The sequence below is a fragment of the Candidatus Methylacidiphilales bacterium genome (genome assembly GCA_025056655.1).
Lineage (GTDB): Bacteria > Verrucomicrobiota > Verrucomicrobiia > Methylacidiphilales > JANWVL01 > JANWVL01.
In genome coordinates this window covers 46,515-71,236 of record JANWVL010000064.1, presented here as the reverse complement: position 1 = coordinate 71,236, position 24,722 = coordinate 46,515, and the positions used below count along the sequence as shown (strand labels likewise).

The 24,722-nt window shown below is 48.4% G+C and carries 23 protein-coding genes; 8 read left to right on the top strand and 15 right to left on the bottom strand.

Annotation, left to right across the window (positions count from 1 at the left end):
* Positions 1–1,613: excinuclease ABC subunit A (locus NZM04_03930; GenBank protein MCS7063189.1), on the top strand; the 1,613-nt coding region annotated here is incomplete at its 5' end.
* Here the strand turns inward: NZM04_03930 and hemL are convergent.
* Positions 1,578–2,906, bottom strand: a complete 1,329-nt coding sequence (gene hemL, locus NZM04_03925) for a glutamate-1-semialdehyde 2,1-aminomutase (GenBank protein ID MCS7063188.1) — start codon at positions 2,904–2,906, stop codon at positions 1,578–1,580. The two genes, NZM04_03930 and hemL, sit on opposite strands and share 36 nt — an antisense overlap.
* 28 nt (positions 2,907–2,934) lie before the next feature.
* On the opposite strand from hemL, the gene NZM04_03920 reads away from it, so the two are divergent.
* On the top strand, positions 2,935–3,780 hold the full coding sequence (locus NZM04_03920) for a chlorite dismutase family protein (protein MCS7063187.1): 846 nt from the start codon (positions 2,935–2,937) through the stop codon (positions 3,778–3,780).
* A gap of 2 nt (positions 3,781–3,782) precedes the next feature.
* On the opposite strand, the gene pgsA is transcribed toward NZM04_03920, so the two are convergent.
* Positions 3,783–5,000: a CDP-diacylglycerol--glycerol-3-phosphate 3-phosphatidyltransferase gene (pgsA, locus tag NZM04_03915; GenBank protein ID MCS7063186.1), complete on the bottom strand. Its 1,218-nt coding sequence runs from the start codon at positions 4,998–5,000 to the stop codon at positions 3,783–3,785.
* A gap of 111 nt (positions 5,001–5,111) precedes the next feature.
* Here pgsA and NZM04_03910 point away from each other — a divergent pair, with 111 nt between their 5' ends.
* The 5 genes from NZM04_03910 to NZM04_03890 are packed head-to-tail and all read left to right on the top strand — an operon-like array spanning position 5,112 to position 9,649.
* Positions 5,112–7,523 (top strand): alpha-amylase family glycosyl hydrolase, encoded by a 2,412-nt coding sequence (locus NZM04_03910; GenBank protein MCS7063185.1) that lies wholly within the window; start codon positions 5,112–5,114, stop codon positions 7,521–7,523.
* 29 nt (positions 7,524–7,552) lie between these two features.
* Positions 7,553–8,227: a tRNA (guanosine(37)-N1)-methyltransferase TrmD gene (trmD, locus tag NZM04_03905; GenBank protein MCS7063184.1), complete on the top strand. Its 675-nt coding sequence runs from the start codon at positions 7,553–7,555 to the stop codon at positions 8,225–8,227.
* Between the two features lie 19 nt (positions 8,228–8,246).
* Positions 8,247–8,624, top strand: coding sequence for a 50S ribosomal protein L19 (gene rplS / locus NZM04_03900; protein MCS7063183.1), 378 nt, complete (start codon positions 8,247–8,249; stop codon positions 8,622–8,624).
* Between the two features lie 25 nt (positions 8,625–8,649).
* Positions 8,650–9,279 (top strand): ribonuclease HII, encoded by a 630-nt coding sequence (locus NZM04_03895; protein MCS7063182.1) that lies wholly within the window; start codon positions 8,650–8,652, stop codon positions 9,277–9,279.
* Positions 9,188–9,649 carry a YraN family protein gene (locus tag NZM04_03890; protein MCS7063181.1) on the top strand — a complete coding sequence of 154 codons (462 nt, stop codon included), beginning with the start codon at positions 9,188–9,190 and terminating at the stop codon, positions 9,647–9,649. The genes NZM04_03895 and NZM04_03890 overlap by 92 nt, the downstream gene beginning before the upstream one ends.
* 1 nt (position 9,650) lies before the next feature.
* Here the strand turns inward: NZM04_03890 and NZM04_03885 are convergent, their stop codons facing one another.
* From NZM04_03885 to NZM04_03855, 7 genes are all read right to left on the bottom strand, one after another.
* The gene (locus NZM04_03885) at positions 9,651–10,814 is read right to left on the bottom strand and encodes a hypothetical protein (protein MCS7063180.1); all 1,164 of its coding nucleotides are present in this window, start codon (positions 10,812–10,814) and stop codon (positions 9,651–9,653) included.
* A gap of 14 nt (positions 10,815–10,828) precedes the next feature.
* The gene (locus NZM04_03880) at positions 10,829–12,376 is read right to left on the bottom strand and encodes a valine--tRNA ligase (GenBank protein MCS7063179.1); all 1,548 of its coding nucleotides are present in this window, start codon (positions 12,374–12,376) and stop codon (positions 10,829–10,831) included.
* Between the two features lie 67 nt (positions 12,377–12,443).
* Positions 12,444–13,124, bottom strand: a complete 681-nt coding sequence (gene queE, locus NZM04_03875) for a 7-carboxy-7-deazaguanine synthase QueE (protein MCS7063178.1) — start codon at positions 13,122–13,124, stop codon at positions 12,444–12,446.
* Positions 13,125–13,134: 10 nt separating this feature from the next.
* Positions 13,135–14,316, bottom strand: coding sequence for an aminotransferase class I/II-fold pyridoxal phosphate-dependent enzyme (locus NZM04_03870; GenBank protein MCS7063177.1), 1,182 nt, complete (start codon positions 14,314–14,316; stop codon positions 13,135–13,137).
* 39 nt (positions 14,317–14,355) lie between these two features.
* Positions 14,356–14,865: an Lrp/AsnC family transcriptional regulator gene (locus NZM04_03865; GenBank protein MCS7063176.1), complete on the bottom strand. Its 510-nt coding sequence runs from the start codon at positions 14,863–14,865 to the stop codon at positions 14,356–14,358.
* Positions 14,866–14,966: 101 nt separating this feature from the next.
* Positions 14,967–15,590, bottom strand: coding sequence for a hypothetical protein (locus NZM04_03860; GenBank protein MCS7063175.1), 624 nt, complete (start codon positions 15,588–15,590; stop codon positions 14,967–14,969).
* Between the two features lie 6 nt (positions 15,591–15,596).
* Positions 15,597–16,571: a sodium-dependent bicarbonate transport family permease gene (locus NZM04_03855; protein MCS7063174.1), complete on the bottom strand. Its 975-nt coding sequence runs from the start codon at positions 16,569–16,571 to the stop codon at positions 15,597–15,599.
* A gap of 75 nt (positions 16,572–16,646) precedes the next feature.
* Here NZM04_03855 and NZM04_03850 point away from each other — a divergent pair, with 75 nt between their 5' ends.
* Entirely contained in the window at positions 16,647–16,949 is a 303-nt protein-coding gene (locus NZM04_03850; protein ID MCS7063173.1) for a winged helix-turn-helix transcriptional regulator, read from the top strand.
* Here NZM04_03850 and NZM04_03845 read toward each other — a convergent pair.
* Genes NZM04_03845 through NZM04_03820 form a run of 6 tightly spaced genes read right to left on the bottom strand, consistent with a single transcriptional unit; the run spans position 16,932 to position 24,645 of the window.
* On the bottom strand, positions 16,932–18,641 hold the full coding sequence (locus NZM04_03845; GenBank protein MCS7063172.1) for a putative manganese-dependent inorganic diphosphatase: 1,710 nt from the start codon (positions 18,639–18,641) through the stop codon (positions 16,932–16,934). The two genes, NZM04_03850 and NZM04_03845, sit on opposite strands and share 18 nt — an antisense overlap.
* A gap of 8 nt (positions 18,642–18,649) precedes the next feature.
* Positions 18,650–19,441: an undecaprenyl-diphosphate phosphatase gene (locus NZM04_03840; protein ID MCS7063171.1), complete on the bottom strand. Its 792-nt coding sequence runs from the start codon at positions 19,439–19,441 to the stop codon at positions 18,650–18,652.
* 24 nt (positions 19,442–19,465) lie between these two features.
* The gene (locus tag NZM04_03835) at positions 19,466–21,388 is read right to left on the bottom strand and encodes a DUF4340 domain-containing protein (GenBank protein ID MCS7063170.1); all 1,923 of its coding nucleotides are present in this window, start codon (positions 21,386–21,388) and stop codon (positions 19,466–19,468) included.
* 26 nt (positions 21,389–21,414) lie between these two features.
* Entirely contained in the window at positions 21,415–22,899 is a 1,485-nt protein-coding gene (locus NZM04_03830) for a GldG family protein (GenBank protein ID MCS7063169.1), read from the bottom strand.
* 19 nt (positions 22,900–22,918) lie between these two features.
* Positions 22,919–23,668, bottom strand: a complete 750-nt coding sequence (locus NZM04_03825; GenBank protein ID MCS7063168.1) for an ABC transporter permease — start codon at positions 23,666–23,668, stop codon at positions 22,919–22,921.
* Between the two features lie 35 nt (positions 23,669–23,703).
* The gene (locus tag NZM04_03820) at positions 23,704–24,645 is read right to left on the bottom strand and encodes an ABC transporter ATP-binding protein (GenBank protein ID MCS7063167.1); all 942 of its coding nucleotides are present in this window, start codon (positions 24,643–24,645) and stop codon (positions 23,704–23,706) included.
* Positions 24,646–24,722 lie beyond the last annotated feature (77 nt).

Sequence of the window (24,722 nt, the reverse complement as noted above, 5' to 3'; positions counted from 1 at the left end):
TGCCGCTTACAGAGTTGCAAGCGTATCTTCAGACTATCTCTCTCAAAGGACGCGATGCTCGCATTGCTGCAGATTTATTGAAAGAGATTCATCAACGGCTGAATTTTCTCTGCGAGGTAGGATTAGACTATCTCACCCTTGATCGTCCAATTTACGCCCTCTCAGGAGGTGAAGCTCAACGGATCACCCTGGCAGCACAGTTAGGATCAAATTTGCAAGGCGTATTATACGTCCTCGATGAGCCTACGATTGGATTGCATGCTCGTGACAATGAGCGATTGATTGCGACGTTGCTGAATTTGCGCGATCGGGGAAATACGCTCGTCGTCGTAGAACACGACGAGGAAGTGATGAAATCGGCTGATCGCATCTTAGATCTCGGCCCAGGAGCTGGAAAACAGGGTGGATCGATCGTCGCTGATGGCACATGGGATGTAGTCGCAAAAGTGTCTGAATCTGCCACAGGAAGACATCTCGCGCAGCCTTTATCTCATCCACTTTTGGGTAAAAGAAGAGAAGTAAACAAAAAGTCTCACTGGCTGAATTTATCCCATGTCCATAAGCACAACCTACACGATTTCAGCGTCTCTCTTCCTTTGCAGCGTCTCGTTGTGCTCTGCGGTGTGAGCGGCTCTGGGAAAAGCACTTTGTTGCTGGATGTATTGAAGCCGCTGCTCGAATCCATATATAAAGCCGGTCGTAAGCCAGATCCCTTTTTGGGCAAGCTTGAAAGCTCTCTTCCTATCACACGAGTCGTCGAAGTAGACCAGTCACCACTTGGAAGAACCTCACGCTCGACTCCAGCTACCTATCTTGGCCTTTTAGATGCCATCCGTGAGTTGTTTGCTTCAACTCCAGCCGCGCGTGAACGTGGCTATGGAGCGTCACGTTTTTCTTACAATACTGCCGGCGGGCGATGTGAACATTGCGCGGGACAAGGTCAGGTCAAAGTCGAGATGCAGTTTTTGCCCACATTTTATCTGCCATGCGAGAGTTGCCGAGGGAAACGATACAACTCAGAGACCTTGTCGATTTACTACAAAGGCAAGACTGTAGCTGACGTTTTAGAAATGAGCGCTCAAGAGGCTTCTGAGTTTTTTGTTGGCATTCCGGATCTTCGTTTGACGCTTAATCTGATGGTAGAAATCGGTCTGGATTACATTGCGCTGGGGCAACCCAGCAATACGCTATCAGGTGGAGAAGCGCAACGTTTGAGGTTAGTCGCTGAACTAGCTGAATCGCTCCGGATCGCTCAAAAAGAAGAGATGCGAAAAATTGCAAAAGAGAGACCGCATCACGTCTATCTTCTCGAGGAGCCGACTATTGGCTTACATGGCGAGGATGTGCGGAGGCTGATCCTGTTGTTGCATCGTCTTGTTGATCAAGGTCACAGTGTGTGGGTGATCGAGCATCATTTAGATTTAATTGCCGAGGCGGATTGGTTAATCGAGCTAGGGCCGGGGCCGGGTGAAAAGGGCGGGCGCGTAGTTTTTGAAGGCACACCGGAAGAATTGATAGATTGTCGTTTTTCTCCTACTGCTCCGTATTTGAAGCCATACATCTGCCAGCAAAGCCGCTCAGGACGGCTGAAGGATGCTGTCAAGAGCGTCTAGAGTTCTATCAATATCCTCAAAGCTGTGTGCTGCGCTGATGAATGCTGTCTCGAACTGAGATGGAGGCCAGTAGATTCCTTTTGCGAGGAGTTTGTGGAAACAGTCAGCGTATTGTTGGCGGTTGGATGTTAATGCAGTCTCAAGATCGATCACATCTTTGTCGGTGAAGAAGAGTGTGAACATTGAGCCGATTCGATGGAAACAATAGTGAAGCGAGTGTTGCTTGAGAATCTCCCTAATTCCTGTTTCCAGTCTGGATCCGAGATTTTCGAGTGTTTCATAAATCCTTTGATCTTCGAGCAATCGGAGTTGTGTAAGGCCAGCGATCATAGCTAGTGGATTTCCGGAAAGCGTTCCAGCCTGATAAACGGGTCCTTCAGGGGCTAGATGATCCATTATATCGGCACGACCACCGATCGCTCCGACTGGGAGGCCGCCCCCTATGATTTTTCCATAGAGCGTGAGATCGGCTTTGATGGAAGTTAGAGCTTGGATGCCACCGAGTGAGACACGGAAGCCCGTCATCACTTCATCGAAAATCAAGAGAGCGCCGTATTGATCACAAAGTTTGCGGAGATGCTCGAGAAATCCCGAGCGTGGGAAGATCAGGCCAGCGTTTGCGGGATAAGGTTCAAGAATGACTGCGGCGATTTCCTCACCAAATTTTTCGAAAGTCTGGTCTAGGGCTTCAGGTTGATTGAACGGGAGGCAAAAGGTCAGCGATGCGAGAGGGTCGGGTATGCCGGCGCTATCTGGCTGGCTTAGCGTCAGGGCGCCACTGCCAGCTTTGACGAGCAGCGAATCTACATGGCCGTGGTAACAGCCTGAGAATTTTATAATCCGCGGGCGTCGAGTGTAGCCACGAGCAAGACGGATCGCGGCCAGGGCAGCTTCCGTGCCGCTGTTTGTGAAGCGGATTTTTTCGATCCATGGAAGGCGTTGTGTAATCCACTCGGCAATTTCGACCTCGTATGGGTTCGGGACACCGTAGCTCGTGCCGTGTGGAAGCGCATGAGAGAGAGCTGAGATGATTTCTGGATGAGCATGGCCGAGTATCATTGGTCCCCATGATCCGACGTAATCAATGAGGGCTCGTCCTTCGCAGGTAAAAAGGCGTGATCCGCTTGCATGCTGAACAAAGAAAGGCGTGCCTCCTACGGCTTTAAATGAGCGGACAGGGGAATTGACTCCACCTGGGAGAACTTTTTTTGCGCGTGCAAAGAGAGTAGTGGAATCGAGAGTGGTGAATTCAGAAGCTCTAGCAAACTTGTCGAAGGCGGATAGGGATGCCATAGTCGGGGTAAGTTAAACGAAAAAAGTTATGTTGGAATCTTTGAGTTTGAAGGCGGCAGAGGGACTTTTTGTTGTGCACCTTTTTTTACGAGTAGATTTCGCACATTGGGCAGGTATCCCCCGAGCAGACCAAGAGGAACGTTTAGGGTATTTTGAGAAAATTCTTACAACGAGGGCAAATGAGCGGAAGGTGCAGGTGAAATTTATTTTGATGGGTGGGAAGGCGGATGCGGCAGTGATGATGCTCGGTGTCGATCGAATGGAGCTTTTGGTGATGGAGCGCGAGCTTTTATCGGCGCTAGGAGAGAATGTGTTGAAACGCGTGTGGAGTTATTTTTCGATGACCGAGGTATCGGAATACACTACGACGGAGAGCGAGTATCGTTTAGAGCTTCTTCAGCAGGGGATCGAGGAGGGAAGTGAGAGGTATCAAAAGGAACTAGCGATCCGTCTGGATCGACTTAAGAGCTACACGATTGATAGGCTTTATCCGAGGTTGCCAGATTGGCGTTTCTTTTGCTTTTATCCGATGAGTAAACGTCGAGCATACGGACAGAATTGGTATGAGTTGCCTTTTGAGGAGCGTAAAAGCTTGATGAAAGGGCATGCGGCTATTGGGAGAAAGTATGCGGGGAAGGTGTTGCAGTTGGTGTCGGGTTCTATTGGCCTAGATGATTGGGAGTGGGGAGTGACGCTGTTTGCGCATGAGGCACGTGATGTGAAGGCGATTGTGACGGAGATGCGTTATGATCCGACGAGTGCACGATATGCGGAATTTGGTCCATTTTACACGGGGATTCTTGTCCCGTTGATGGCAGAGGGGGCGAGGCTGCAGACAATACTGGCGCAGCTGTGGGGGATCAATCGACATTGAGACTAGATGATTTTTTCGACGTCTTGCCGCTCGAGCAGAGAGAGGAGAGAGGTTTGTTGCTTATTGAATTCTTCATCTTCTAGCACGGGTGTGGCGGTGTAAGCTTCGAAGCTTAGAGGTAGCTCAACCCAGGATCGGCAGCCGCCATAGCTTGGATGCATGGGGAGTCGGTATTCAAAAGGGAGTATGTAGACCCGAACTATCATGGCGAAAAGACCCTTTTTTTGACTCTGATGAAAGCGTTCTTCGATCACTTCATCTTTCCAGTGATGGAAGGGGCTAAGCAAGGGAATGAGTGATGCATTTCGGATGAAGAAAGCGTGGGTAACTTCTGCATAAGATCTGATTGAGACTGTGGTTGGCTCTTTTTCTGAGGCTTGGGGGGAAGTTATGTTTTTGACGAGGGAATATTGCTGATGGTATGAGGTTGGGAAAAGCCAGAAGCGTCTGAATTGTAGGGAAAACGAGCCTTTGTTTTCGTGGATGCCACCTTTTCGTAATATTAAAATTTGAGAGCCTTTCTGGAGTGCATCAGTGATAACTTGCCAATCTTTGAAGGCGGGCGTTGTTGATGAGGTGCGGGCCGTTTGTTTGTCATGAATAGAGGTGAGTGGACGATTGGCATTCAAACCAGGATTTAAGGCGTGGCGGTTTCTCCAAAAGTAGATGATCCCTGAGAGGAGGGTGATCGCGAGGGTCAATCCAAGGAAGCTATGGTAAGCGATATAAAGCCAGTAGATGGCTGTATTTTCTTGCACCCACAGTGTGTGGACGGAGGTGATTCCATATCCGAGGATGAGAGTGATCACTTGTGAGAACATTTTGTGTTTGCCTAATTTTTCGGCGGCTAGGACAACGCCTTGCGCCGCGGCAATCAGACGAAGGCCCGTGACGAGGAATTCACGGGACATAATAAGAACCACCATCCACAGGGAGACTAAGCCAAAATGAAAAAGACCGATGAAAGCTGTGCAGATTAAGATTTTGTCCGCCAGTGGGTCGAGAAGTTTCCCGAGGCTAGTTATTTGGTTGTGACGGCGGGCGAGGTAGCCATCGAGCCAATCGGTTATGGAGGCAAAGATAAATAAAGCTAGAGCTATTGGAGCTTTGGTTGAAAGATCGAAACTTAACACGACAGCCAACCCGACGCATAAAACAAGTCGAGCCAGGCTGATGATGTTGGGAGGGTTCAATAACGAAAACTGCACGCCTCTATTCATAGGGCTGTAAAAGAGTGTGGCAAGAGAGGGAGATGAAACAAGAGAGTAGGCAATCAATGGTGATTTGAATCATTCTTGTGATAGTTCTTTTTTGGATTTAGGAATGAATAGATGAAGAAAGTGATGAAATTGGCGTTGTCGTTTTTGGTTGTAGGAACAATTTGTGTGAGGATGAGCTGCTCTTCGTTTGCAGAGGCAAGGAAAGAACCGTCAGTTTATTTAGGATGGATCCCGGTTCAGATCATTAGCCAAGGGGAGCCGCTCGTCCTGGATATGCGGCGCTTTGGGGTGTGGGGGGAAGACGTGGATTTACGCTTGGATGGGGCTGAAGGCGTATCGGCGAAATATGATAAGTCAAGCCGTTCGCTAATATTGACTCTTGAAGAGGGCATAAGTGGGTTAATCCACGGACGAATTCTTCTAGAACGGGAGAAGAGAGTGATAGGTGGAGGAGAATTGACACTTTCTGTGGTGCCGAAGAAGCGACATGAGTTTATTTTTGATGAAAAAAATACAAAAGGCGTGCGGCCCCAGAGAGTGTTGGCGGTGGGAACGTTCAATGGATGGAATCAGAGCGCACATCCGCTAGAACGCGGTGAAGACGGAATCTGGAGACGTGAAGTGTGGCTTGAGCCGGGCGAGTATAAGTATAAGTTCGTCGTGGATGGAGAATTCATTTCTGATCCAGATAATCCATTACAGACGAGCGATAGTTTTGCGAATTCAATTCTAAAAATTGAAGGGCAGCAAGAGGGGACACCGCCGTATATTTACCCTCATGAATTGCGCAAGGGAGAGGCAATTGTAAAGGTTGTGCCGGGTAATTCTGAAATAAACACTATTGTAGCAGTGGCTCAACACTCCAATGGTGCCACTGCGCGGCTGAAGGTTGATAGAGTGGGGGATGAAGCACGGGTGTTGATTCGCGGAGTGCCAAAGGAAAGTTGGATAAGAGTTATCGTAGATGATAAGGAGGGACGAGTTAGCAATACGGTGAGGTTTCCTGCAGGAGAGCTCAAGACATGGCAGTGGCAGGATGGAGTGATTTACTACGCTTTTACGGATCGTTTTTTTAACGGGAATACTGAGAACGATTATCGCTGTGATCATCCTGATTTGTTGCCCCCTGCGAATTTTCACAATGGCGATTTAGAAGGAATCACTAAAAAAATCCGCGAGGGATATTTTGATCGTCTTGGAGTCAATGTCTTGTGGCTGGCTCCTTTGAATGAAAATCCACGCGGCGCCTTTCAGTCATTTAAGCCACCTCATCGGTGGTATACGGGGTATCATGGATATTGGCCTGTATCGGAACGCCGTGTGGAGCCGAGGATAGGTGGTGAGGAGGCATTGAGAAGATTAGTTCACGTGGCGCATGATCGGGGGATAAAAGTGATAGCGGATCTAGTGCTCAAGCATGTGCATGAAGATCACCCATGGTGGAAGAATCATCGGGATTGGTTTGGGACCCTGGAGTTGCCGGATGGGCGAAGGAATTTGAGGTTGTGGGATGAGCATCCGTTTACAACATGGTTTGAGCCATTTTTGCCAGCATTTGATTTTAATAAGAAAGAGCCGGTTGAGGCTTTGATAGAAAATTCGATCTGGTGGTTAGAGGAATTTGACTTGGACGGTTTTCGATTGGACGCTGTGAAGCACATTCAACATGACTTCTGGTGGCGGTTTCGGACGGCTATTCGGGAGCGTGTTGAGTCCAAACGTAAAAGCCCGCTTTATTTTGTTGGGGAAACGTTTATGGATCGCCGTGGGATTATGTCATTTGTCGGGCCTAATATGTTGGATGCTCAGTTCGACTTCCCGCTTTATGACACGATTATGGAGGTCTTTGCGACTGAGAAAGCTACCTTTCGGGACTTGGAAAATTCTTTGCGTTCCTCTGAGCTCATCTATGGGAAAGAGACATTGATGTCGGCTCTTCTTGGAAATCACGATAAATCTCGATTTATGGCTTTTGCGGATGGAGATTTGCCTGATCCGGAAGAATCTGATGAGGAGGAAGTGGGTTGGAAGAAGCCACCCAAGATGGATCATTTAGATCGCTATTATCGTCTCAAACTTGGAATGAGCTTTCTCATGACGATTGATGGTGTGCCGATGATTTATTACGGCGATGAAATCGGAATGACAGGGGCTGGCGATCCAGACAATCGCCGAATGATGCGATTTGGAGAAGAATTGAGTGAGCAGGAGAAGCAAGTGCAAGAACATTGGAGTCGAGTGGCGCGGATCAGGCACGCTCATCCGGCTCTACGATATGGTCATAGGCGAGTCGTTCATCTTGAAGATGAGACGTATTCGTATGTGCGGGCTTATTTTCAGGATCGGGTGCTCGTAGCGTTTAATCGCAAATTATCCCCGGCTACTCTGACGCTTGATGTTGCTCCAGAGTTTTCCGATGGGGACTACGAAGAGCTGATATCGGGAAAAACGGTTAAGGTTGAGAATGGGAAGATGGTCCTCGAGATACCGCCTCAGACCTCCTACATCGTCGGGAAACGCTAAGTTTTAACTGTGCTGTTTTTTCTGCGTTGATGCGTGTAGATGTTATCACTCTGTTCCCACAAATTGTAGAGGGAGCCCTCTCAGAGAGCATTATAGCTCGGGCAAGAAAAGAAGGGCGACTAGAGCTGTATCTTCATCAACTAAGAGATTATGCTCTTGATCGTCATAGGACGGTAGATGATGCTCCATATGGCGGAGGCCCAGGGATGGTTTTGCGGGTAGATGTGATCGCACAAGCTCTGGATGCAGTGAGGGCTATGGACAACCGTAAAGCGCACGTCGTGCTGCTTTCGGCTAGCGGGTGGCAGTTTCAACAGGCCACTGCTTATGAATGGTCTAAACTTGAACGTTTGATTTTAATATGCGGGCATTACGAGGGGGTCGATCAACGAGTAGCTGATTATCTCGTGGATCAAGAAGTTTCGATTGGGCCATATGTTTTAACAAATGGTGCATTGGCGGCGGCAGTTCTTATTGATGCCACGGTGCGACTCTTACCTGGTGTTTTAGGGAATGAAAAATCTATTCAGGAGGAGTCCTTCAGCGAGTCCTCGTTTGAGTTAGAAGGGCCTCAATATACTCGGCCGGCAGAATATCGCGGATGGAGAGTCCCAGAAATTCTCCTCAGCGGGCATCATGAGAAAATTCGTGCTTGGCGAAAAGAGCAGGCTCATCTAAAGGCAACTAGGTTAAATAAGCCTTAGAATTCAAATATAGGAGGCAATTATGGATATACTTAAGAAAATCGAAAAAGAGCAGTTTCGTCCGCAAATTCCTGAATTTTCAATCGGTGATTCCGTAAAAGTGCATACGAGAGTTATCGAAGGAGATAAAGAGCGGATCCAAGTTTTCTCTGGGTTAGTGATTGCGCGACGAGGTAGTGGACTGAATGAGACGTTTACGGTTCGCCGCATAAGCTTTGGAGAAGGGATAGAGAGAGTGTTTCCGCTTCATTCACCACGAATAGAGAAGCTCGTCGTTGAGAAGCGAGGAAAAGTCAGGCGAGCAAAGCTTTACTACATCCGGAAACGTAAAGGTAAAGAGGCCACAACAGTCGATACTCTCGATAAATCGGCTGTTGAGAAAAAGGCGAAAAAATAAGTTACCCTAAAGCTTTGCAATTGTGGTGGACTGGGAGCTTGAGCCCAAATTGCTCCAGAAATACGGATGGCCAGACGCTGCCGGACTCGATGAAGCAGGGCGAGGGCCATGGGCTGGTCCAGTTGTAGCGGCTGCAGTGCTAATTCGCGATCGAAAACAACTGCGAGAACAAGTTCCACTTTTACGTGATTCTAAAAAGCTCTCGCCTCGCCAAAGAAAAATTGTAGCAGATCAACTCAAAACTTCCTCTTCGCTTGTATGGAGTGTCGCAATCGCTACAGCTCAGGAAATAGATGCGTCCGATATTTTGAAAGCAACGCAACTTGCGATGTATCGGGCCCTTCAAAATCTTGAAGCACAACCAGGAGGCCTCTGGATTGACGGAAATCCCATGAGACAATTTGAAATGAATGCCGTCTATTTTAAGAAGGGAGATGATCTACTTCCTTCGATAGCTGCCGCTTCTGTGCTTGCTAAGGTGACACGGGATTCAATCATGGAGCAACTGCATGAGCGTTATCCTCAATACGGTTTTGCGCGTCACAAAGGCTACGGCACAGCAGATCACGCGGCTGCTCTCAAGAAGTGGGGCCCTTGTCCAGAGCATCGTCGATCATTTACGCCCGTTCGATCGGCGGCGTGCACCGAATCTTAAGACGGCGAAAGAAATCGGGGCCTATGGCGAACGGGTCGCAGAGTCTTTTTTGCGTCGCCAAAAAGGAATGCGACTCGTTTGCCGAAATTTCAAAATTCAGAAAATTGGCGAGCTTGATCTGGTCTTTCTGCAGGGAAAGACTCTGGTTTTTGTCGAAGTCAAAACTAGGGCTCCTTCTTCTCTTCTGCGTGCCTCCGATGCAGTTGATCAAAGCAAACGCAAGCACTTGCTCAGGGCCTCGCGAGCTTTTATTCGCGAATTCTTTGCTCATCAAAAGCTCTATTATCGCTACGACATCATGGAAATTTATCTTGAAGAAGGAAGAATCCCCGAATGTAGCTGGGTGCAAGATATCAATATTTTCCGTTGAATTAATCGTGTCGTCGGAAAACCAAAGCTGCTGTTTCCCCCCAGAACCCCATGGATAAAGTTGCGATCCATGGAGAGCCGATAGGTTGCGGATTAGATATTAATTGTACCAATGAACTTGGCCGAGTTTCCTTTTGATCTCCTACCCAGGGAGGCAAGACTTTCTTTTGCAAGGCAACACAAGCCAGTGCTGCTTCTATTGCCGATGTAGCGCCAAACGCATGCCCTGTTGTTCCTTTGGTGGATAGTAGGATCAATCGTTTACAGCCAGTCTTCTGTCTCCAAGCCTCTAAGTTTTCCCATTCTTGTTTGTCGTTAGTAGGTGTGCCAGAGCCGTGCGCCCAGAGCGCTTCGAGTTCAAGATGTGAACACCTTGCTGTTTGAAGTGCGCAATCTAGGACTTCACCAATCCATTGGCCATTTTCTCCCCAACGCAATTTAGGATCACTTCTCCACGCCCAACCCGCTAGCTCGATATCACCCGGGCTAAATGAGTCTGAAATTTTCTCTAAGGCGAGAAAAGCGGCGCCCTCTGCTGGGATCATTCCTTTCGGGCTTTGACTGAAAGGGTAAGAAAGTCTGTCTTTATCCGTGCTCTCATCAATCATTCCCATCCTTTGGAGCGGTGTGAGTTGCTCGGGGGATAATGCAGAGTCGGCTCCGCCGGCGATAGCACGCTTGGCCTGAGAATTTAAAAGTTTCAGGGCGGCTTCGATGATGGCTACGGCTCCTGAGGCGCATGCAGCTTGAAGAGAGAGAACCTGTTCTGAACATTGGATGGCACTTGCGACGTAGCCCGTAAGAGAAGTCCAGGGAGTCCATAGTAGCTTTTCTGTCCAAGGGGACTCTTCGTTAACTTTCCAGCCTCTAGCTGTGCCGAGATAAAATATCTCAGCAGGTAAAGGCCAATGACTGTCTTTCCAAGCTTGGAAGGCAGAAGTGGCGCTTATTTTAGCGATACGTGGGGTGCCGAGCCAGTTTTTTAGGCCAACGGGTGGCTTCTCGATTGCGGTATCATCTATCCATCCTAGGAGGAGGGGCGGTTGGGCTCGCTGAGTAAAAGGACGACGTTTTTCGACTATAGACTCAAAGATCGCCTCAGGGCTGTTTCCTGCGGCGGATATTGCTCCAAGGCCAGCTATTTTTATTCTCGCTCTTTCTGACACACTGTAATCTATGGCTAAACTTTACCTGGCTTGAATTCTAGTCCAGCGATGATCATCCGGGCTACCCACAGAAAAATGATATCCGGCCCAGTGACTAAAACGCTGGTTGGATAAAACTTTTGACGGGTCTCCTCATCCATTGTTTCAAAAGCCCAGAGCCAAGAAGAAAACCAAGTGTCTAGTGTGTTAGGGTCTTGTTTCCAGCCTTCTCCAGGCGATTCGATCTGGCAACGAATCAGGTGCTTGGGCACCTCATGATGAGAAGGATCTGGAGCCTCTGGAGCATACCAAACTGGGATACGATGCCCCCACCAGACCTGCCTGGAGATGCACCAATCTTGAATATTCTCGAGCCAATGCGCGTAGACCTTTTCCCAATGGGATGGTACAAACTCGATTAATCGCTGTCTGACGACTTGCAAGGCTAGCTCAATCATTTTGTTATTGGCCATTTTCTTGTAATCCAGAAACCACTGCCAGGATAGGCGAGGTTCTATGGGCACATCGGCACGCTCCGAAAAACCAACATTATTTTCGTAGGGCTCTTCTTTTGATAGGAGTGATCGAGATTGTAAAATTTCAGCGGCGCGTTTTCTTGCAATAAAGCGGTCGAGGCCGTCTAATTCGGGCTCTTGTGGACAGGATACTTTTCCGTCTGGTGTGAGGATATCTATGATTGGAAGGTTGTGACGTTGTCCAATTTCAAAGTCTAGCTTGTCATGGGCAGGTGTGACTTTGAGAACACCTGTTCCGAATTTTGGGTCGATAGCAGGGTCTGGAATAATTGGAATAAGAGCTGGAGCAAGGGGACGGCGAACGTTTCGGCCGATATATTTTTTATACCTCTCGTCGTGGGGATGAACTGCTACTGCGACGTCGGCCATGATTGTTTCTGGGCGGGTAGTGGCGACTGTGAGTTTATCTCGATCGTCTTCCAATATATAATCAATATAATATAGGGTTGATTTTTGAGCCTTGGGGATCACTTCTTCGTCTGAAATAGCGGTAAGTGAGGCTGGGCACCAGTTCACCATCCGCAAGCCGCGGTAGATGTAGCCGCGCTCATAGAGTGTAATGAATACACGTTGCACAGCTCGAGTGTATGCCTCATCGAGGGTGAAACGCTGGCGTTGCCAATCACAGGAGCATCCGAGTTTTTTAAGTTGCTCGATGATGATGTTGCCGTGTTTTTTTTGCCATTCCCAAACCTTTTCTAAAAAGGCTTCACGTGAGAAATCGAAACGCGTCTTGCCTTCAGTTTTTTTAATGTTTTTTTCAACGGCCGTCTGTGTGGCGAGGCCGGCGTGATCCGTGCCAGGGAGCCAGAGCACTTCGTAGCCTTGCATTCTAGCTCTGCGGCAGAGGATATCTTGCAACGTATTGTTCAAAACGTGTCCCAAGGTGAGGACTCCTGTGATATTGGGTGGAGGCATGACGATGGAGAATGGGGGCTTATTGCTTCGTGGGTTGGCATGCCAGTAGCCCTTTTCGAGCCATTCCTGATAGATGCGATCTTGCACGCGCTGGGGTTCGTAGGCTTTAGGAAAATCCTCAGGGGTCATGAAAGCTCTATAGCATTTTTTTGATAGACGATAAACTTCAGTTTAACAGGGGGTGCTTGAGATGTAGCTAGACTCCACGAGTGGCTGAGGGCCAGATGATTTTGTGAAGCTGGATTTGGAAGCGGACGGGAAGCTGATCGCGGAGGATAGCGGTAGCAAGTGTAACGGGCTTCATTGTCTCGAAGACTGGAGAAAAGAGAACAGCCCGAACGCGAACATGGAGATGATATTCAAAGAGCTTTTCTTTGGCCCATTCATAGTCGTCTTGTGTTCCAATCACGAATTTGACCTCGTCGTGTGATTTTAGGTGGGCAATATTAGACCAAAGATTACGTTCCACTTCGCCGCTACTTGGGCACTTTAGATCCATAATGCGTTCTACTCGTGGATCAATCTGTGAGATGTCGTGAGCGCCGCTGGTTTCGATCAGAACTTTGTAGCCTAAGTCACAAAGTAAGCTCATTAATGGGATGACATTATGTTGTAGGAGAGGTTCGCCACCGGTAATTTCAACTAAGCGGCAATTGTATTGGGCTATTGTTGCTAAAATTTGGGAGATAGTCTGACGTTCTCCTTCATAGAATGCGTATTGTGTATCGCAATATGTGCAGCGTAGATCGCATCCGGTTAGACGGACAAATACGCATGGCTGTCCTGCATAGGTGCTTTCTCCTTGGATGCTGTAGAAGATTTCGTTGATGCGAAGTTGTAGGGAGTCGATAGGTTTCGCTAGTTCAGGGGTTGGCATGAGAATAAAATTATAGCCGATTTACGAATCGTTTCATGGCTTGCATAGCTTTTTCGATTTGTTTAAGGCCGGTGGCGTAACTGCAGCGGATGTATTGATGAGCGTGGGATCCGAATGCGGTGCCTGGAACGACCGCAACTTTTTCTTCCTTTAGAAGGCGAAGAGAAAACGTCTGTGCGTCTAGGCCAGTCTTTTTTATTGAAGGAAAAGCATAGAAGGCGCCGCGAGGCATGTGACAATCTAGTCCCATTTCATTCAATGCGGAGACGATGTAGTCTCGGCGCTTGTGGTAGTGATCTTTCATTTTTTGAACGTCAGTCAGGTCGCCGTTTAAGGCTTCAATGGCAGCTTCTTGACTGGCAGTTGGAGCGCACATGATCGCGTATTGATGGATTTTCATCATGGCTTCGGTGATTGCAGGCGGTGCGCAAGCATAGCCGATTCGGAAGCCGGTCATTGCGAATGCTTTTGAAAAGCCATGTAGGAAGATCGTCCGCTCCTTCATCCCAGGCAAGGAGGCGATGGAGGTGTGTTGTCCTTCGTAAGTTAATTCCGAGTAGATTTCGTCTGTGATAACGAGAAGGTTTTTGTTTTGAGCCAGGGCGGCGATTTTTTTTAGCTCTTCTTGAGGCATTGCTGCGCCGGTCGGATTTGTGGGGAAGTTCAGTAAAATAGCTTTGGTGCGGGGAGTGATGTGGGGCTCGAGTTGGGAAGCTTTAAGTGCGAAACAATTTTCTGGATGAGTTTGCACAGGCACTGGTATGCCATGACAGAGCCGAATGCTGGGCGAGTAGGAGACATAACAGGGCTCGTGATAAATGATTTCGTCGCCTGGATCGATGATAGCGCGTAGGGCTAAATCAAGAGCCTCTGAGACTCCAGCTGTGACGATGATTTCTGAGCTAGGGTCATAGTAGACGTGATAATATTGCGCGAGGTATTGTGAAATGGCTTTGCGGAGCCGAGGGATGCCTAAGTTGGAGGTATAACCGGTGCGGCCAGCTCGAAGGCCATCTATTGCAGCCTGGCGGATGTGTTCTGGGCTTGAAAAGTCGGGTTCTCCAATGCCTAGGGAGATCACATCTTGCATGGATTGCACAATTTCAAAGAAATCTCGGATGCCAGAACGTGGAATATTGAGGACGTGCTTGGCTATTGGTGGTGAGAAAGGGGCTCTGCTTGATTGAGACATGATGGGCAAAAGGGGAGGATATGCCTGATGGCTGCTGAGCTATGGGCTTATTTTGAGCCTTTCGTAGTCTTCTTCGTCGTCAGCAGCTAAGGCAGTATCGAAAAATGGGATGTGGTGCTCTTTGTAGGTTTTGAGGAGGAAATGTGTAGCTGTTGAGACGATTCCGGTAAGGGTGGAAAGCTTTTCTGCGACGAAATGAGCGATCGCTTTAGATGAGGGCGCTTGAACAAAGATCACCAAGTCATAATCACCGCTCACAAGGTAACAATCGATGACTTCTGGATATTGGCTGATTCTGCGGGCTAAGCGATCGAAGCCTTCGCCACGTTCAGGGGTAGTTTTTACGTTGATGATTGCTTTAACTGTATTTCGGTCGAGCTTGTCTTCGTCCACGATCGTCTTGTAGCCGAGGATAATTTTCTGTCTCTCGAGATCGGCGATGGTTGCACGGACTTCAGAAAGAGGGATGTGGAGCTCCTCAGCAATTTTTTCCAACGGGGTCTGGGCGTTCTCCTCAAGACGTGCTAAAATCTGAAGTTGTGGATTCATAAAAGTATTTTATATCCCTTGCAGCGATATAACAAGAATGAGCAGGATAAAAGATTGTAAAATGCGCTCATACACGGGACCTGTTGAGGAATGAGAATGCGTTAATCCTTTGGCGTGAAGGGGAGCGAGGACATATGAAGATAGATTTTTAATTTGCCATCTTCTGTTCTTTTCAAGACCCAGCTTTTGTCGACCTTTGTGGTGTTCCCTTGTTCATCAGTGAACCAGACATTTCCCATGATCAGTGCTAAAGCGCCTTCAGTTCGCCAAGCCACTTCGCCTTGCTTGCCTTTACCGATTTCAAAACGGGCTTCACGCCAAGGTTTAAGGGCGAATCCGCTGTCGTCTGGATAAAGGGAATCACCGCCGATGAAGTAGGAAAGGGCAGCTCGGCGACTTAATCGGAAGGTGTTTTCTCCATGACCGAGGGTGGGTTTGAAAAGCACTGGACCATTAAGGTAGTCGTATTTTTCGTCTAAGAATTTTTCTGCGAGTGCGAGCACGTCTTTGCCTTCTGCATGGGCACGAGAGATGGCTGTGACGTCTGTGCACCACTCTCCGATAAAGCGCAGGGCCTCCTCCAGATCTATGGGTTGCTCTGAGGAGAGAGAATGATTAGGTGGCCTCAGCTTATGGGGAGGTTGGCAAGAGGTTAGCAGGACAGTTAGAACTAGTGCTGAAGAAAACAGCCTGACTGACTTAGGGATTAGTTTTTTTATTTTCATAAGTGGTCATGATTGGTGAAGCCAAGCAGCGAATTTGTAATAAAGGGGAAGGCCAATAAGGAGATTAAATGGAAAGGTGATTCCGAGTGATGCGTTCAGGTAGATGCTAGGATTGGCTGATGGCAGTGCGTGTCGGACGGCTGCTGGAGCGTCAATGTATGAGGCACTGGCGGCGATCGCTCCTAAAACAAAACTACCGCCTAAGGAAAGGCCAGCCCATGTGCCGATCGATACACCGAGTAAACCATGGAGGATCGGGAGGAATATGGCGAAGGCAATAATTTTGATGCCAAGTTGGACGAATGCAGAAATCTGACGAGCGGCTACCATGCCCATCTCGAGGAGGTATAAAACTAGGATGCCGCGAAAGGCGTCTTCATAGACAATTTTTATAGGAGCCATGCCTTCTTCACCGATGAGGTAGCCTATAGTTAATCCTCCTAGCATGAGAATAACGCTGCGGCCTCGGAGCGTTTCTAGAATGATGTCTTTGATGGAAAAATCTGCTGTAGTTTTCTTTTCGGTTTGAAGCGACCATCTTGCGAGGAAGAGCGCGACTAGAATTCCCCACTCCATGATGCTAACCATGACGGGCATGAAGGGTTCGGGTGGGGTCATTTGTCGGTTGGCTAATGTCATGGCGGCAAGAAAGGTGACAGAGGAAACGGAGCCGTATAATGCAGCTAAGCCGGCTGCATCTTCGATGTTGAGCTTGAGTAAGCGTCGTGCGAGGTAGAAGACGGCGGCGGGGATTAGCAGTGTCAGTGATAATGTGGCTAGGGATGGCTTCCATATGTGTAAGAAGTGGCTTGAGGAAAGTTCTACGCCTCCTTTAATCGCGATTGAGAAGACTAGATAGATTGAGATGGCGTTGAGAACGGGTTCAGGGAACTCAAGGTCGCTTTTGAGCAGGGTGGCGATAGCCCCTATGAAAAAGGCTAGGACGATAGGCGACAGGAGGTTGTTGATGAGCATTTCCATACTTGGCAGTGAGTGAGGTTTGGGTTAATATATGAACATTTATTAGCGAATTATATTACACGAAAAATTATTCGTATGAAAAAGGTCGTCAATAAAAAAAATAAACCTGGCTGGACTTTTTTAACGAATCACACGCATGTGTTGATTTGTCTTAGGAAGAATCGGATGATGCGCCTTCGGGAGGTCGCTGAAGCAGTGGGGATTACGGAGAGGGCGGTGCAAAAGATTGTTGCGGACCTGATTAAAGCTGGTGTGTTGATAAAGAAGAAGTCAGGACGTTGCAATTCTTATGAGATATGTCCAGATATTCCTTTGCGACATCCGCTTGAGGCGCATCGTCGAGTTGGGGACTTGTTGCGTTTAGCTCGTGGTGGATAGGCTGGGGTTGGGCTTTATCTGATGGACGATGCGGATGAGGACGGGTAGGAGTTCTTTTTTTCGGGAGACTATGTTGCCGAGGTCGTAAAGGTTGGGTGCTAACAGTGGATAGTCTATGGCTTTGATCATTTCGCTGTGTCCGGTGACAAGGAGATAGCTTTGATGGAGTGTGATGTTGGTGATCATGAGGCAAGCGAAATGGGCGTTTTTTTCTTTGCGAAATTCTTCTAGGGCTTTGGCTAGTTCCAGGCGGTGTTTCCAGAATTGCTCAAATCCTAGCTCTTCGATTTGAGCGGCGATCAGGCTGTATCCGTTTTCGTTGTATTCTTTTGCATCAAGTCGAACAGCATCTTTGGCGGATAGATTTAGTAGTGGGGAACCGCAAGCGAAGAGTTGCTCTGCGAATTGGGAAAGGTTTACGGGGAGATAAGGTTTGAGCCATTGAAGGATTTCTTGGTCTTGAGGGGTTGTAGTTGGAGAGGTGAGGTTGAGTGTATCTGAGATGATTCCTGCAGCGAGGCATAAGGCGATAGGTGGGGGAGGGGTGAGGTGATGTTGCCTGTAGAGTTGTGCGATGATTGTGCAAGTGGAGCCTAGGGGCTCGTTGATATACCGGATAGGTTCTCTTGTAACGAGGTTTCCGGCGAGTCGATGGTGATCGATGACTTCGATGATTTCGGCTTGCTCGACGCCTGTGACAGCTTGTGAGAATTCGTTGTGGTCAACGAGAATCAGACGTGTGCGGGGAAATTGAACGAGATCAGATTTTGAGAAAACGCCAATTAGGCGGGCGTCTGAGTCGAGGACTGGGAATAGAACTTGTGTTTTTGTGGCGACGATTGTTTGAGCTTCTTTGATCAATGTGTTTTCGGGGAAACTGATAAAGTCAGTGGTGAGGGCGTGGCGGATCGGTTTAGCACATTTGATAGCGAGGGTAGTTGTGGCTGTGTCGTTTGGTGTAAAGATGACTGAGACGCCGCGATCTTTGGCTTGCTGGAGAAGTGTGGGGGTTAATTTTGCATTGCCTGTGATGATTATGGCACGGACGGCTTTTTCGATGGCGAGTTGTTGAATTGTGGGGCGATTGCCGACGACTAGTAGTAGGCGATCGAGGGGGTAGTGCTCGAGGCGTTCAGCGAAGTAGTCTACGGAGGAGGCAGCGACGGTTAGGATAAAGTCTTGTTCTTTGAGGGGGTCGACAAGGTGGAGTGCTGTGCCGTGAACGGTTTTGAGGATGCGGTTGAGGTTGGTTGGGATGGTGCGAGAGGCGAGATTGTCGTGTGAGTTGAGCGGTGGGAAGAGGTGCTCGAGCATTTTTACGATGGAGACAAGGCCGACAATGTGGTGGTGTGAGTCTATAACTGGGATGTTGCGGAAATTGTGAGTGGTCATGCGTTCAAAAACATCATGTAGGGATTCATCTTCGCGTGCGGAAATGGGATGACGTTGCATGATGTGAGAGAGGGTGGGGCGGACGTCAGCGAGAAGGCGGGGGACGGGGAGCGCTGTTTGTCTGAGGACGAATTCTGTTCGTTGGTTCAGTTCTCCGCAGCGGGCGGGGACTGCGTCGGGGAGGGTGGTGCGAGATAATAAATGAGCGTATGCGATGGCTGAGCAGATGGCATCGGTGTCGGGGTTTTTGTGGCCGATTACGTAGGTGGGCATGATGGGGGTGGGGCTGATATGAATCAAACTTTGGGCTAGTAGCTTAAGGTTATTAAGATTAAGGCAATAGCGATACGATAGTAAGCGAAGGGAGTAAGGGTGTGCGTCTGAACGTATCGAAGGAGCCAACGCACTGCGATGAAAGCAGTGACGGTAGCTATGAGAAATGCGATGAGGATGTCGGAAATCGGCTCTTGTGGAGGGCGAGTGAGATGATGGGTTTCACTGTAATAGGATAGGATCGATGCTGCAAACATGGTGGGGATGCCTAGCAAAAATGAGAATTCAGTTGCTGCTGGGCGTGAGGTGTGAAGGAGCATGGCAAATAGGATGACGGCGCCTGAGCGTGAGAGGCCGGGGAAGATGGCGGCGAAAATTTGAGCGAGTGCGACGGCAAAGACGACCGGCCATGTGATGGAGTCGGTGATTTTTTCTTTGGATTGTGCGTAACGATATTCTCCGTAGAGGATTAGGAGTGAACCTCCGAGGAGGGAGAGGATGATGGGGGCAAGGGTGTCAGGAAGAGTCCATCCGATTTTTTTTATGCCATAACCCATGAGGCATGTGAGTAGGAAGGCAGTTATGAGTTTAATTAAGTAGTTGGACTTTTCTGGGTTTTGGATGTTGAGGATGAGATCTAAAATTTTTTTCCAGTAGATTAGGAGGACGGCGAGGATGGCACCGGATTGGATGATAATATTGAAGGCGTCTGATCGTGGGCCTATCCAATGTTGGGCGATGAGCAAGTGTGCGGTCGAAGAGATGGGAAGGAATTCTGTGACGCCTTCGATTAGGCCGAGGATGAGAAGTTGGAGGAGGTTATCCACAAGTGGTGGTGGGGAGAGGGGATGTTATTGGGGTGATGTCGGGGGTGGGAGGGGTGCTTCGACAGGTGGGGTGGTTACCGAAGTTTTTTTCTCTGGGGTTTCTATGGGGACTGAGAGTAGGGAGAGGATGTCTTGAGCTAGGATTTCGGCTTGTATGTTTTGAGGAGTGAGTAGGACGGGGAAATTGCCGTTGGCAAGGGGAGCGCCGACTGTGAGTGTGTATGTGGTGTTGTTTTGGGTGGTGATTTGAATTGTGGCATGTGGTGTTTGGAAGGTGCGTTGGGGGAGGTTAAGCCAATTTACGGCTTGGAGCGAGGCTGCACGGACGAATAGGGTCTCGGTTTTGAAGGGGTCGAGTTTGGTATTTTCTAGGGTGGTGGTAAACGATTGGGCGTCTTGTCGGGAGATAGTGTATGGGGGTTGGTTTTTGGGGGTGAGTTTTAGGGTTTGTATTTGGCTGGACTCGAGATTGAAAAGGATTTTTGAGCGCCAGGATGAGGGGTCGAGTGAGTTTAGGTCATCAAGGATGTTGGTTGGGAAGGCGTAGATGGTGTTTTCGAAGTTGTTGGAGAGGTGGACTTCGTTTTTGTCGATTTTGCCGACGAGAATTTCGATGGTTTGTGTTGTCGGAGCGGGGGGCGGTGTGTCTTTGGTAGTGGCAGTGGGATTGGGTGGAGCGGGGATTTCTAGTTTGAGCGTGATTCGGGTGGAGGGTTTGTCAAGACCGTAGGGTTTGAGGTCGGTGGCGGCATCTTTTACGACGCGGTTTGCGGGGGTCTTTTGGAGACGTTGGAGAAGATTGGATATTTTGACGTGATCGGCGAGGGTATCGGCAGCATTAGCGAAAAGCCATTTGGATTGTTGGCGGATAAAGGTGATGGTGTTTCGATTTTTTTGGATGGTGAGTTGGGTAACGTGGTCTGAGGAAAATGTGGCGATGGTGAGGTCGCGGAGAGATTTGATGAAGTTAATGAGTTTATTGACGTCCTCGCGGTTAATTGAGAAGACGGCGGGGTCTTTTAGGCGTTTGGCGTAGTAAAACTCGGATTGTTCTGTGATGGGATTACCGATAAGGAGGGTGTGGGAGGATGATTCTTTTGCGGTAGTAAGGTTGATTTGGTATGTGGGGGTGTCGAGGCCGAATTTGTTGAGTTCTTCCTGAGAGTCTGTGATGAATTGGACGGAGTTGAGAGAGGTAATAAAGTTTAGGAATTCGTTTACTTTTTCGGTCGAGGCGCGTGCAGTGAAAGGACGTTCGAAGCTCCATTTTTTGTCTTTAAGTTTTAGGAGGAACTCTTGGGGGATGGGGGGAGCGTGCAGCGATTCAGCTTGGAAAGAGATGGTCTCGACAGACTGGGGGTCATCGAGGTCGTAGAAGATAGTGCGGTCGCGGAGGTCATCGAGTTTTCGGTTAAGTGCGGCATGTAGTGTGCTAGGGACGAGGACGACTGGGGCTTTTGGGTCTGTGCCGATGCGGGCGTAGTAGGTTTCACTGAAGGCTGTTTTTCTTCCGAGTTGGAGGGTATAGGTGATGGGAGGTTTGTTGTTGTCTTGTTGTGTTTTGAATTCGAAGGTGAAAGTGGGCGGGTTGAGGCCCCATTGGGCTAGTGTTTCTTGAGGGTTGTTGATTTGTTCGAAGGGGATGGTGCGCTTGGATTGGGAAAACTCAATTTCACTGAGGATCATGTCAATAGTGGGGGAGTCGGCTGGGGTGTTGATCGGTGCGGTGATGCGCCATTTGTCGTTTTGTTTTGTGAATGAGAATGTGCCGGTGGGGGCGATGAGTTTGGCTTCTATGACTTTGGAGAAGGGAACGTCGATAAAGAGGTTATTTTCAGCTTGTATGGTTTCTGTAGTGCTTTTTTGATTTTTGGCTACGAAGAAGATGTAGATGCCGAGTGTGGTGACTAGGGTGGCATAGATGATGATTGATTTGTAGGGTTGCATAGGTTGTGTGTGGTAGAGGATGGTGTTTATCGCCTACGGGAGAACCAGACAAGGATTCCAAAGATTAGTGGAATGCTGGGTAGGACAAAAATAGTAAAGATGGTGACGGTGCGTATTTGTAGTGGGGTGAGATTTAGTGGGAATTCTTGGGGGATTTTGGGTGGGATGTCGAGGAGGGGAGCCTTTTTGGCGAGCCAGCTGATTAGGTTGGTGCTGAATATGCTGCTCTCAGCATTGATGAAGGAATTTAGTGCAAAGGATGCGGAGCCGACTACGATGATGCGGGTGTCGTGGGTGGTTTCGTTCATGTTGTCTGGGTTTGCGCTTGTGTAGAGGGCTGCAATGGTAAGAGGGCCTTGTGTGTCTGCACCGGTGTTGAATTCAGGTGTGGCATTTTCGGAGAAGTTTGTTTCTCCCCAATAGTTTTTAATGGTTTTGACGAGGTCGATGTTGATGCCTCCTTTTGTGGAGTTTGGTGGTAGACCTGTGGTGATGGAACGGGCGATGGGAAGATTCAGGTTGAATCCTAGGAGTGCTCGTGTGGATGGGTGGTCTGCGAATTCGGATGCAATGACGTTGCGAGCAATGATGGGAGTGCCTGGAAATCTGATTAGGGCGATGTCGTTGTTAAGTTTGAGGCCATATTCTTGTAGGAGAGGTTCTAAGCCTGAGGTGGTCTGTGGGTCTTGAAAGAGGGCGAGGCGGCCTTGTTTTTCAAGATAGTTTTTTATGAGTGAGATTTCTTCATCCGACAATTTGGAGCGGGGTCCGAGGATGAGTAAGGCAGCAGCGTCTTGTGGAATTTCTTGAGTTTGAGCAAGGTTGAGGGGTGTGAGTTGGATGTTTTCACGTTTCAGGCGGTTTTGGAGTTCAGAGATTGAGCGGTTGGATGGGCCTTGGTCGAGTTGGGGTTGGCCATGGCCGACAAGGTAGTAGACCTTGGTTTCTTGTTTTTCAATAAGGGCTTGCAGGGCTGAGGTAATTTGTTGTTCGCCCTTGAATGCTTTGATTCTAGGTATGGGATCAAATGGGGATTGGGGATAGAATTCAGCGAGGTTTTGAGCTGTAATTGTGCGGAAGTTATCTTGGTAGTCGAGGATGATGACATCATCAATGCCGTAGATGTTGTATTTTTTAGCCAGGGCTTCAGCTCGGGCTAAGTCTTTTGCTGCATCAACGTTTTCTATTTTGATTTTTTCTCCACCTCTGGCGAGATATTCTTTGAGTAGATTGTTGACGTAATGGAAGAGGGGTGGGTTGGTTTCGTTTAGGGTGCCGAAGAAGGTGACCAGGGTAACGGGGGATGAGAGTGCTTTTAGGGTTTGGAGGGTGCGAGGGGAGAGTTCGTTTATTTTAGTGGGGCTTAGATCTTTTCGGATGTAGAATTTGGATCCGAGGTAATTGAACATTACGAAGAGGATGAGGGAAAGGAATGCAGTGATGAGTAAAGAGACGCGGATGGCGGAGGGGGAGGAATGTTTGTTGTAATGTGGAGTGAGTGGAGAATTCATAGGCGCGGACGGTTATTGGTTAAGAGTTGAGTCGACGGCTTTCTAGGGCACGTTGAGTGAGGGTTAGAAACAAAAGAGTGATGGAGAGGTAGAGAACTATGGGGCGAGTGTCGAGGACAGCTTTGAGAAAACCGTCGATTTGTTCAAATACTGAAAAGTAGTTATTGAAATCGGCAGAGGTTTTGACTGTTTTCAGGTATGGGAGGAATCCCATTAAAAAGAATGCGAAGGTAACGCAAAAGGAGGATATTGAGGCGATGATTTGATTTTTTGTGATGGAAGAGAAGAATAAGCCTACAGCAATAAAGGCACTGCCCCATAGTAGCAGAAAAAGGTAGGGGAGAATCCAGTAGGCCCAGGATTGTAGGACGTCGACCTGCCCGAAAATTTGGAGAAGGAATAGATTTGCCAGCATAGGTAGCCAGATGATGATGAAGAATGTGAGGGCAGCAAGGAACTTGGCCAATACCACTTCCCAAGCCCGAATCGGGGCTGTCATTAACATTTCGATCGTGCCAAGTTTGTATTCTTCTGCGAAAAGTCGCATGGTGATGAATGGAGTCTGTATAAGGAGTGCAATCCAGAAAAACGGGCCATTCATGTAGGCTTCTAGCACCGTGAACTCCTTCAGGTTCATGTCGTTGATCAGGATGATCATGAAATTCATCCCTAACCCGATGAGTAGTGCGGTTACAAATAGGATGATATAGGCGAGGGGTTGAACGAAGTAATCCTTTAGTTCTTTTTGGAATTGTATGATTAGACTCATAGTCGTGGTGGGTAAGTTATGGTGTTGGGTTAAAGCTAATCTTGGGTGAGCTCGACGAATACATCTTCAAGCGTTGTGCGAGTGCGGGAAAGTTCTCGTAGGTTCCAGTTGTTTTTTCGAACGATTTGGTAGAGGTCTTCGCGTATGTCGGAATTATCTTTGGTCGTCAGGTGTAGGGAGAACCAGCCATCGGCGGTGGAGTCTTTGGTTTGGATATTATCTACCTGAGGATGTCTTTTGAATTCCTCAAGAATGGAGTCTAGCGGTCCAGAGAGTTCAATATTGATTCCGCCTACACCTCTTCTGACGATGCGGGTAAGGTTTTCTGTGCTGTCTGAAGCCTCTATTTTGCCACGATGAATGATAATGACTCGGTTGCAGGTCATTTCGACCTCGTGAAGTATGTGTGAGGAGAGGATGATGGTATGCTGTTTCCCTATTTCCTTGATCAAATCGCGGACAGCGCGGATTTGATGAGGGTCTAGGCCTATGGTGGGCTCATCTAGGATCAATACACTGGGATCGTGGATTAGGGCGTCTGCTAATCCCACACGCTGGCGATATCCTTTTGAAAGATGACCAATGATTTTATTTTGAACATCCTTTAGGCTGCACTTTTCAAGAGCATTTCGGACGGCCTCTTGAACTTTGCTTGCTGGGACGCCCTTCAGCCGAGCTCTGTAGTGAAGATATTGGCGCACGCGCATGTCGTTGTAGAGCGGGACGTTTTCCGGCATATATCCCACACGCCGACGCACTTCTAAGGATTGGGAGACAACATCGTATCCTTCGACTTTGATCGATCCGTGGGTGGGAGGTAAATATCCGGCAATAGACCGCATCGTGGAACTTTTCCCGGCACCGTTAGGGCCTAAAAAGCCCACGATTTCGCCCTTTTGTATTTGGAAAGAAATATTGCGGACGGCTTTTACGCCCGCGTAGTGCTTTGAAAAGTTCTGAACGTCTACGATGACCATAGCCTAAAGGTTTATATCGAGCCATGAATTTTAATTTTCAGAGAGATAAATTCAATATGTAAATTACGTTGGCTCAT